The organism is Campylobacter sp. IFREMER_LSEM_CL2194 (genome assembly GCF_025771685.1).
Classification (GTDB): Bacteria; Campylobacterota; Campylobacteria; order Campylobacterales; family Campylobacteraceae; genus Campylobacter_D.
This window is the reverse complement of sequence record NZ_JAKMQS010000047.1, coordinates 1-1,141: the sequence shown is the minus strand read 5'-3', so window position 1 is coordinate 1,141 and position 1,141 is coordinate 1. Positions and strand designations below refer to the sequence as shown.

The following is a 1,141-nucleotide window of genomic DNA, read 5'->3' as shown; positions in this document are numbered from 1 at the left end:
AGCATTAATGTGGAACTAAAAGCTATCAATCAAACATTGAGAGTAAGTGCTAAAATACAAGTTTCTGACTTGTTTTTTACTATAGGGGAAAGTAATTATAATTATACTGTCGGAGAATTTGGCAATAATGGTTATGGAGGGCAAGGATATTATAAAAATCATTATAGAGAAATACATATTACTAGAGTTTATAATCAAATGCCTACTATGGAGCTATATATTTTTGGTTTTAATAATCAAAATGACGCTTGGAATGCTAAAAATAATATGAGTTTTACTTATCAATCAGCTTATGGTGGTAATATTAAATATCCATTTATATCTTGTATTAAAGGAATGGAACATGATGATATAAAATGGAGTCCACAAGGCGATGGAAAAAGCGAACAATTTTCTTCAAGTAAATGGGGAACTATTATAGTAGATTTTGGTGGAACTGATATTAATTGGGGAAGTGTTTGTCCTCCAGCTACTAAAAAATACAACGGAATATATACTTTTAAAACCACCTATAAGGGTAAAACCTATACGAGTATTTTGCACTTAAAATTAAGTGAATAAACATTTAGCCTATAAAAAATTAAATTTTATATAGGCTATTTAAAAATTCATTAGAATTTCAAGGTAATTTCAAGTGCAAATAAGTGGGCTTTATGTATTTATTATTTAAATCTTCAAACTTATATATTCCGTTATTTTGTTTGGTTGGAATAGAAGCTTCTTCTTTACTAAATAATAAATAAGTATAATGATTCATATCAAAAGGAAAATAAGTATTTCCTAAATGATAGGATTTTGAATTAATAAAATAACTTAAATTCCATTTTTGACTACCCCCATAAGCTGGCGTATAGGTTATTTTTATATTTGCATTCCATATATCATTAGTGTTTTGATAACCATAAATTCCTAAATCAAAATTACCATTATGATGTGTTAATGTAAAAGTAGAATGTTCATTAGTATAATTTCCAAAAACTTGCCCATCTATCCCATTATTAGTTCCTAATAATGTAGTTCTTCCATCTCCTCCATTTCTATTTCCAGTAGGGTGTCCTAATATCCCCCTTGTTTGAAATACGCTAATCTTAGCATTAGCTTTTAATACCTGATTAAAAGCTTTAGCTAGTATATTTATGTC

Annotated in this window: 2 protein-coding genes; one reads left to right on the top strand and one right to left on the bottom strand. The window is 27.9% G+C overall.

Annotation, left to right across the window (positions count from 1 at the left end; genetic code table 11):
• Positions 1-561: hypothetical protein (locus tag L8V79_RS08105; protein WP_263703198.1), on the top strand; the 561-nt coding region annotated here is incomplete at its 5' end.
• Positions 562-619: 58 nt separating this feature from the next.
• On the opposite strand, the gene L8V79_RS08100 is transcribed toward L8V79_RS08105, so the two are convergent.
• On the bottom strand, positions 620-1,141 hold a 522-nt coding region (locus tag L8V79_RS08100), incomplete at its 5' end, for a hypothetical protein (RefSeq protein WP_263703197.1).